This window comes from Arthrobacter arnarulunnguaqae (assembly GCF_051262515.1).
Taxonomy (GTDB): domain Bacteria; phylum Actinomycetota; class Actinomycetes; order Actinomycetales; family Micrococcaceae; genus Arthrobacter_N.
Window position 1 is genome coordinate 229,147 of sequence record NZ_JBIMER010000004.1, and the last position, 8,311, is coordinate 237,457.

Annotated in this window: 4 protein-coding genes; all 4 read left to right on the forward strand. The window is 68.9% G+C overall.

Annotation, left to right across the window (positions count from 1 at the left end; all coding sequences use genetic code 11):
• The first annotated feature begins 397 nt into the window (after positions 1–397).
• The gene (locus tag ACHAAJ_RS06410) at positions 398–3,451 is read left to right on the forward strand and encodes a hypothetical protein (protein WP_435727159.1); all 3,054 of its coding nucleotides are present in this window, start codon (positions 398–400) and stop codon (positions 3,449–3,451) included.
• 422 nt (positions 3,452–3,873) lie between these two features.
• On the forward strand, positions 3,874–4,965 hold the full coding sequence (locus ACHAAJ_RS06415; RefSeq protein WP_435727160.1) for a hypothetical protein: 1,092 nt from the start codon (positions 3,874–3,876) through the stop codon (positions 4,963–4,965).
• A gap of 1,824 nt (positions 4,966–6,789) precedes the next feature.
• A complete protein-coding gene (locus ACHAAJ_RS06420; protein WP_435727161.1) occupies positions 6,790–7,026 on the forward strand; it encodes a hypothetical protein in 237 nt (78 codons plus the stop codon).
• 144 nt (positions 7,027–7,170) lie between these two features.
• Positions 7,171–8,311, forward strand: a 1,141-nt coding sequence (locus ACHAAJ_RS06425) for a hypothetical protein (RefSeq protein WP_435727162.1), incomplete at its 3' end; no start/stop codon positions are given.

The window sequence follows — 8,311 nt, forward strand, 5'->3', positions numbered from 1 at the left end:
TGGAACATCCCACGGATCGGCCCCGGAAACGCTTGGACCAGCTGGAACACCACGGCCCCCGGCGCCGGTCCCGACCGCGGCGGACATCCCGCCCAGGCCCGGGTGCGCCTGAGAACAGTTCCCTGCATCTCGACACTCCCCCGCGTCCGCCGCACGCGGGTCTGTTCGAGGACGGAGGCCCCCCCGGACCGCCGCCGGACAGTGTCCGCGCGGAGTGCTTCGAGACCCGGATCCCAGGAACTGACACCCGTCGAGGGATCAGGCGCATAGGTATCAAGAGAGACCATACGCCCCGACATGGGGCGCACGGCTCTCGACGAGAACGGGGAACCGGTCTCGACCGCCGAAGCCGCCCCAGGATCACGACCCCGGGGCACGAGGGCCAAAGGAGCCTGAAATGCAGAACGTCATCCCCATCATCGCCGCCGCGTCCCTCCAAGACACCGACCCCATCGTGGCCGCGACCGGCCTGACCGGCAGGGAACTGGTCATCCCCGAGTACGGGAACATGGAGATCGCCGGGCGCACCATGGACGCCTACCGCTTCACGCTCGGCGAGGAGACCTCCGGCGCGGAGAAGCTGTGGAAGAGCGCGGTCGCCCCGCTCGTCGCCGCCGCCCGCGGCTACCAGAACATCACGAAGGACACCGCTTCGGCCATGGCCGCCTCCTGCGGCTTCAAAGACCTGCGCGCCAAGGACGGCTACAAGATCGCCCGCTCGGTCGCCGAGCACGGCAGCGATGCCATGTTCATGCCGTGGTTCTCGCTGGGCAACGTCATGACCGCCGCCACGCTGGGCGCGGCGCCGCAACGCTCCACCTTCCAGCTGCGCCCCTCGCACCCGACGCTGAAGGACGGGAAGCCGATCAAGTACGTCAATCAGGCTGGGGTCGAAACCTGCCTGGGCACGCACCCCTGCACCCCGATGCCCGCGATCACCACCGCGAAGCTGGTCCTGTTCGGCGAAGGGCTCCTGAAGGTCGATTCGGCGCTCTCGTCCTACCTGGCCAAGTACGCGGCGCCCGGGGAGCTGGAGAACGAGCACGGCGGGAACACCGAGGCCGCCCGGCTGGCCCTGACCGACCTCTGGGCCCGCATCCCCCAGGACGAGCTCGTCCTCTTCGTCGAGCTGGTCGGCTGCTGGAACTGGAAGGGCAAGGTCGACTGGGCCAGCCTCGAGATGAAGGGCCGCACCGCACGGATCGGGATGGACGCCGACACCGCGAAGAACCCGGCGGTGTGGGAGGCCGCCAACGGAATGCTGGGCCACGTGACCCGCGCGAATCACGCGGCCGAGGCGTTCATGCTGCACCTGCCCGCGGATTCCGCCGAGGGCAAGGACGGGCTGGACGACTTCATGGCGAACGGCGGGTCGTTCGATGACCTCGAAGCCCTCGCCGGACCGCTGGGCGAGCGCCCGGGCCTGCAGGGCAAGCTCGCCCGGATCAACGTCGGCACCACCGACCTGCAGGGCGGGGTGACCTTCGGGGTCGAAAGGGTCCTCGACAAGTTGACCGGCGCCCCGTCCTACCAGATGGTGCCCTGGGCGGAGGCCGCGGTGATGATCACGAAGCTCACCGTGCTGACCAGCCCGTTCGTCGGCGCCCTCTCCCGGACCACCATGGACGGGGTCGCCTCGTGGCTGACCGAGGGCCCGGACGGCGAGGAGCGCGTCGAAATGGCCACCTTCGAGGGGAAGCCGCTCTCCCTGCTCACCGCGACCTACTCCAACGTGCCGGAGACCTTCAGCACCCTGACGTGCGGGATCATCCCGGTGGTGGACCGGAACCACGCCCCGGACATCTTCCAGGCGTGGTCCGCGACCCAGAAGCAGGCCGAGCGCGCGGAGATCATCGCCACGACGGGCCTGTGGATCGACCGCGGGGACATGGTGTGGTTGGGCACGAACGGGAGCATCACCGCGACCGGGTTCCGCGAGAACATCCGCGGGAAGGCCGAGAGCCTGCCCGAGGTCGACCTGGTGTACGTCGACCCCGACGAAAACCCCGGCGCGGTGATCCGCGCGTTCAAGGAGTGGAACGACGCCCGGGACCTGCTGACCGACGATTTCGTGTCCTTCCACACGGCGCAGACCGGCGCCGTGATGGCCTCGGCGCTGGGCCTGCAGGTCCAGGGCGGGTTCGCCCTGTTCCTGAAGCGCGGATCCGGAAAGTCGGAGCTGCTGAAGATCTGCGGCCTCTGGTACGGACCAGCCTGGGGGAAGCGGACCGCCATCAAGCTGAACGGCACGGTCGCGGCCCTGACCCGGAGCATGCTCGACGGGAACAACCTGGTCATCGGGATGGATGACGCGCGGAAGAAGCCGAACGCGCAGAAGCAGCAGGAGCTGCGCGACACCGTCGACGCCGCCATGCGCATCGCGAACGAAGCCGACGCGCTCCCGCGCAAGTCGGTCCAGGCGCCCGGCGGCGGGTGGATCAATGCCCCGGAGTTGCCGTTCTCGGTCCGTGTCCCGCTGATCACCGGCGAGAACATCAAGGTGCTCGGCATGGAGGCCAGCACCGCCCAGCGCACGTTCTCCTGGACCCCGGCCGACGGGGGCTCCCTGCTGAAGGGGCACGGCCGGATCAAGCCGGCCCTGGCGAAGCTGACCGAGAACCGCGCCCAGTCGATCCTGCTGTCGGCGGTCATCGTGAACGCGCTCCGGATGGTCCAAGGCACCTCGAACCCGCGGGCGGAGCTGGACGCGGTCATGCAGCACCTGCGCCAGCGGGAGTACGAGATCCTGGGGACCTACGATGTGGGGCTGACCGAGCGCGACCGCGACATCGTCGCCCCGATCCTCGCCGGTTACCGGGCGATGACGCGGACCCTGATGCAGGCCGTGAAGGCCGGCGGCGCCGTGGGCCTCCTCTCAAACCCGGAGGCCAGCCTGAAGGCATGGATGAAGGCGCGCAGGGACGAGATCGTCGAGGCGTGGCTGCGGCACCGCGAACGCTTCGGGGAAGACGCCGAGGCCACGCACGCCCCAATCATCCAGGTGCTCGCCGAGGCCCTGGAGAACGGAACCGCGTGCTGGGGCCAACCGGTCGCCCCGAATGACGTGAAGGCCCGCATGCCCCAGTGCCTCGGGAAGGTCGAGCGGGGGAAGGTCTTCTTGCTGAAGGCGGGGACGCAGAAGATCCTCAAGGACATGGCACGGAACCACGATGCGGCGGAGCTGGAGCTGGAGTTCTCCGAGCGCGGCAAGACCGTCAAGCGCCGCCCCTACGCCGGGGTTACCTCGGCGCTCTATGGTTGGGAAATCGACCTGTCGGTGTGGAACGAGGCCTTGGGCTTCGGGCAGACGGACGACGACACAGACCTCAGCGGACCGGAGCGCGGCATGGTCGAAAACAGGGTGGTGCCGTTCGGCGAGATCGCAACGGTCGGGATGCGGCAGGACACCCGGACCCGCAAGGAGCTGATCGAAGCGTACGCAGCAGCCTAGCGCGAACCCAACCCCGGGTACCTAATGACCTCACATCCCCGGCTACGGGAGGACCGGGGGCGCGTCACGCGTGCCTCACCTTCTGTGCGCATGGGCTTGTCAGAAGGGTGCCACGTCAACCGCCCATGAAGAAGCATAATCACGCAACGGGTGGAGGGTTCCATCGGACAATTGGGAATACCGATCTGCGGCGACACCGCCGTCGGCGACGCCGCGGCAACGCCGACAGCCCCTGCGACCATGCCCCGCAGGACCCCGTCCGGCCGCCCCGCACGCGGGTCCGAACTCCCTGCGACCGGGCAGCCCGAACGCCCTCGCGTGAACCTTGCGCCAAGGAACCCCGGATCTGCCACGGCAACGGGACGAGATGGCATCCACACCCAACCGGAGACCGAACCCACCGCGAAGATGGAGGAGGAAACATGAGCCACATGCTGGACACGGCGGAGCGCACCGACCCGTACTGGGCCCCGCTGTGGGCCGGGACCAGCCAGGCGGCGTGGCCGCCCCCCGGCGGCACCGGGCTCGGCCGGCGCATGACATCCGCCCGTGCGGCCGGCACCCTCACAGGTGCCCGCCGCACGGCCGTCGCCGGGCTGCTGGGATGCGTCGACGCCTGGGGCACCGTGACCGCCGAGCAGGCCGCGGCGACGACCGGGGACCCCGGACTGCTCGATCCCCGATCCGCCCCGGTCCGCGCCCTGTGCACGTTCGGTGCCATCGAAGTCGGGACGTTCCCCGCCCTCGCCCTCAACCCAAACCTGGCCGCCCCGGTCCTCTACCGGCGCGGCCCTGCCGAGCGCCTTCAGGCCGTGGGCGAGCTGTTGCGGCCACGCGAACGATTCGCGGCCACCGGCGGCCTGCCCTGGCAGACAACAGCCAGCTGGGACCGTCACAACGTCCTCGCCGCGGAGGTCGCGCTCCGCGCCGCGGAACTGCCCTGGGTGGCAGCGGTCCTGGGCGAAAAATACGGCGCCGGCGCTCTCCTGGCCGCGGACCGGGAACCGTGGCCCATGCGGGGGGACGCCCTGATCGTGCGCCACGACGGGTTCCGGATCGCAATCGAACTCACCGCCAACCATTCGACGCGCCTCGAGGGCAAGGCGAACCGCTGGGCACGCTTCATGGCAGGGAACCCGCTCGAACAGACCGGCCTGATGGTGGTGTTCCTGACAGCCCCTCACCCCGGGGACCGGCGCCTGGGCGACGGGACCGCCGGAATGAAACGGGCACTGCTGCGGGCCACCGCCCGATGGCCCGCGCTGGACCGGGACGCCCCGCGCACCCGCATCGGCGTGGCCGCGTGGAGCGACTGGTTTCCCCGCCCGCGCGAGGTGTCCGAGGCGTTCGCCGAGTTCCGTGCCGACGTGCCCGCGGGCCGGACCGGCGGGGCCGGCAGGTGGCGCAGCGCGGCCCTCGCCGGGCTGTCCTTCGACCCAGCCGACGGCTACGACCCCGGACTCCTTCTCGCCAACACGTTCGCGCACGTCCCCCACTGGCTGCGCGCCGCATGACCCCCGCCCCCAACGCCCGGGCGGGGTCCGGTGGATCCCCCAAAGACCCACCGAACCCCGCCACCCCCACCACCACGAGTACGGGGACGGGGGGTTCGGTTCACGCGGGTTCGGCGAGCATCCGCACCGCGGCCGTTCGGCCGGCCCGCTGCCGGATGTGCGCCGTCGGGCACCGAAAACCCAGCCGCGCCACCACCCACCGCCGGCGGGTACACGCACCGCTCGTGCCCCTACTCGGCCGCCATTCACGTTCCTGGTTGCCTGCACGGACTTGAGCACGAGTCGTCGCTGCGGGACGCGTAGCCGCCCAAACGACACCGCCCTGGATCGCCGGTCCCATCCCGCCGAATGGATCCCACGCTTTATAGGGGGTTAGGGGAAGTCGCGTGGTTGTTCTTGGGGGAAATTTGCCTTGGGCCTGATGGGTTGGCTGCGCCAAATGACGGTGCGTTCGGAAGCGACCGGCGCGACCCGCGGAGGCAATGGGAGGCGTCGCGTAGCCGGCTGTCCATAACCCCGTCCGACGGTACGGTGGCCGCGCCGTTCACATGATGGTCACACCGTCCCGTGTGCCGTGGACATTGTCCCGATTTCCTCCCGTGGCGCACACAACTCCGTGGACATTGGAGCACAGTGGCACCGGGACGGCCGCAGGTGGGCATGTTCATTTGACCACTGGGCAAATTGGCGAACGCGTCCATCGCGGCCTTTCGCGTGCGTTGGCCTATTGGACCAATGCGCCAGTTGCACATTGCTCGAATTGGTTATTCGCCAAGTGGGCCATTCGACGAATGTGCAACTTGCCGGTTGGCCCTCCCGGGAGCCCGGCGCCCTGGGCGATCGTTCGCTGGGCATGGCGCGGGGTCGGACGCGGATCGACCAGGTTGTTCCTCGTTGGCGCATCCAGGGCCAAGGCGTGGCCGTGGATCAGGCATACAACGCGCACTGTCACACTGATACAGCGGCACACTGTCTACCTGTTACAGCGGCACAGCGGCACACTTATACAGCGGGGCGGCACAGCGGCACACTGTCACACTGATACAGCGGGGCGGCACAGCGGCACACTGTCACACTGATACGCCGTGTGGCGCACTGGGGCTTCGTGCCGCGCAAGACGTCCGCTGCGGCGCGCCGATGGTCCACCAGCCCGGCCGCCGAGCGGCCGAAGCCCCACGTTGCCACCGCCACCCGTAGCGGTTCACCCCTCCCCGGAGGGGCTTCCTTCCCGTTCGGCTCCCCGTGTCTCCCCGCAGCGGGACCTGCCGGTCTTCACGTTCATCGCGGCCACACACGACTGCGTCCCTTGATCGGGGCATGGCACCGCCGTCTCCCATGCCCGAAAAAAACGGGCTCGGCTAAATCCAGTCTCAGCGCACCATGTATTGCTCCAATGACCCACTAGGCAGATGCACCAGTGCGCCATTGCTCAAATCGGCTATTGAACGAATGGACCAGTGAAGCAATGAGGCAATGAGGGATGAAGGGACCTGCGGGCATGACGGGGCGCCCTATTCGACCCTTGCATGCGGATGGGCGAGCCGTTCCGGTCAACGAACCGGGAAGATCGCGTGCGCTGGCCATGGCTATCTGGTACGCAGTCAACGCCAACGCGGCGGTGGCCTTCGGCTTTGACGCCTGGGTCCAGCGCGTCAATTTCGACATGCGGCCCGAGCACAACTCGAGGGCCCGCGGTGCTCGGACTCGATGCCTTCGACCGGTCCCCAGCCCAGCCATGACCGATGCACATACGCCACGGGACAGAAGCCCGGCGACGGCGGCTGTCGCCGTGAACCGAACCCACTGTCGAGCACTCCCGCCAGCATGATCCCCCAACAAGCGACCATCCACTTGGACACCCCGATGCTTGGCCACATAGACAACGACGCGCGGATCCTCGCCGGCAACGAGGGTGTGCCCTACACGGCGGAGATCCAGGCGGCGATCTTCAAGGCCCTGGTGTGTTGGATGGGCGAAACCGTCGGCACCGGGTTCGTGGACGGCGTGCTCCGCTCTGCCGTGCAAGGCGACCGGACCCGCGGAAATGCCAGAACATGGTGAACCCCGGGTCGACCGCGCCGCCAACGGGCAGGATTGCCGGTCCCGGTGGTCGATTCGTATAAAAGCCGTGACGTGGCGATGACGCATGACCGAGAACCTGGCGCGCGGCACAAGCATGTCGGACCCGTGGGCAACAATGGGCCCATGAAGCGCCTTCAGTTCACCACTGTCACCGGCGAGCTCTACCTCGTCGACTTGGCCTCCCGCCGCATGGTGTCGCTGCCAGGGGACGACCCGCTCCGGGCGATCGCGGGCCGCCACCCGACCCGGATAAGCCGTGTCGAACCCTTGCAGGTTGGCCAGCCGGCCGTCATCCACTACGCCCTGCCCCGGGACGAGATCCCGCCGAAGGTGACAAAGCCCGTCGCCGAGATCGAGGAAGACCCCGCGGTCTGGGCGTGGGACGACATCGTGGATCCGGGGGCGGGACGTGCGCACGGCACGGCCGCGGCCGACGCCTACCGGCGCCGGGTCCGGGATCTCGCCGGGCGCGCGGCCACCCGGATGTCCGGCGGCGTCCCCACGCCGCTGGACGTCCGCCACGGCGGAGACACCATCACCATCGCGTTCCGAGCATCCATTTCGGCGTGCGAGGAGCATTTCGAACCGCTGATCGCCACCGGTCGCCTCGGATGGCACCGACGGCGCACCAACGACGAAGGACTCATCGCGTACACGTTCCTTGATTCCGAGCCGACCCCGCCGCCACGAGGTCTCTCGGGTCCGGGCGAACACCGGAAGCGCATCACCACGGCCTCCGGCACGGTCTACCTGCTCGACACCAGGCTGATGGGACTTATGCGCCTTCCCGGCGCGGACGCCAACGCGGACCCCGAGGACTTCCTCGTCCGACCGGTCCTCAGCGTCGAGCAGCTTGAAGTCGGGCAGAACGCGCTTTTCGTCCTCAACACGCCGCGTCCCACGAACCCGGACCGCATCCAAAGCACGACGGTGGTCAGCATCGAGGAAGACCCGGAACAGTGGGAATGGGACGGGATCGTCACGCGGCACCGCGCCACCGAGATCGCCGGCGCGCTCTACTGGGCCGTAAGAAGCGCCGCGGAACACGCCGCGCGCGAAACCGGCGCCACCGTGGAGATCGACGACGCCGGTCGCGACCTGCACCTCGCCTTCACCGCGGACGACACGGGTCCCGGGAAACTGGCGGACGTCCAGGACGCGTTCGAGGCGTGGGCGACCGCGGCTACTCCTTGGAGCAAGCAACGACTCGCTCCGGGGCGGGTCCGGTACACCATCCCGGATCTCGGGCAGCACGGGGAGGAGT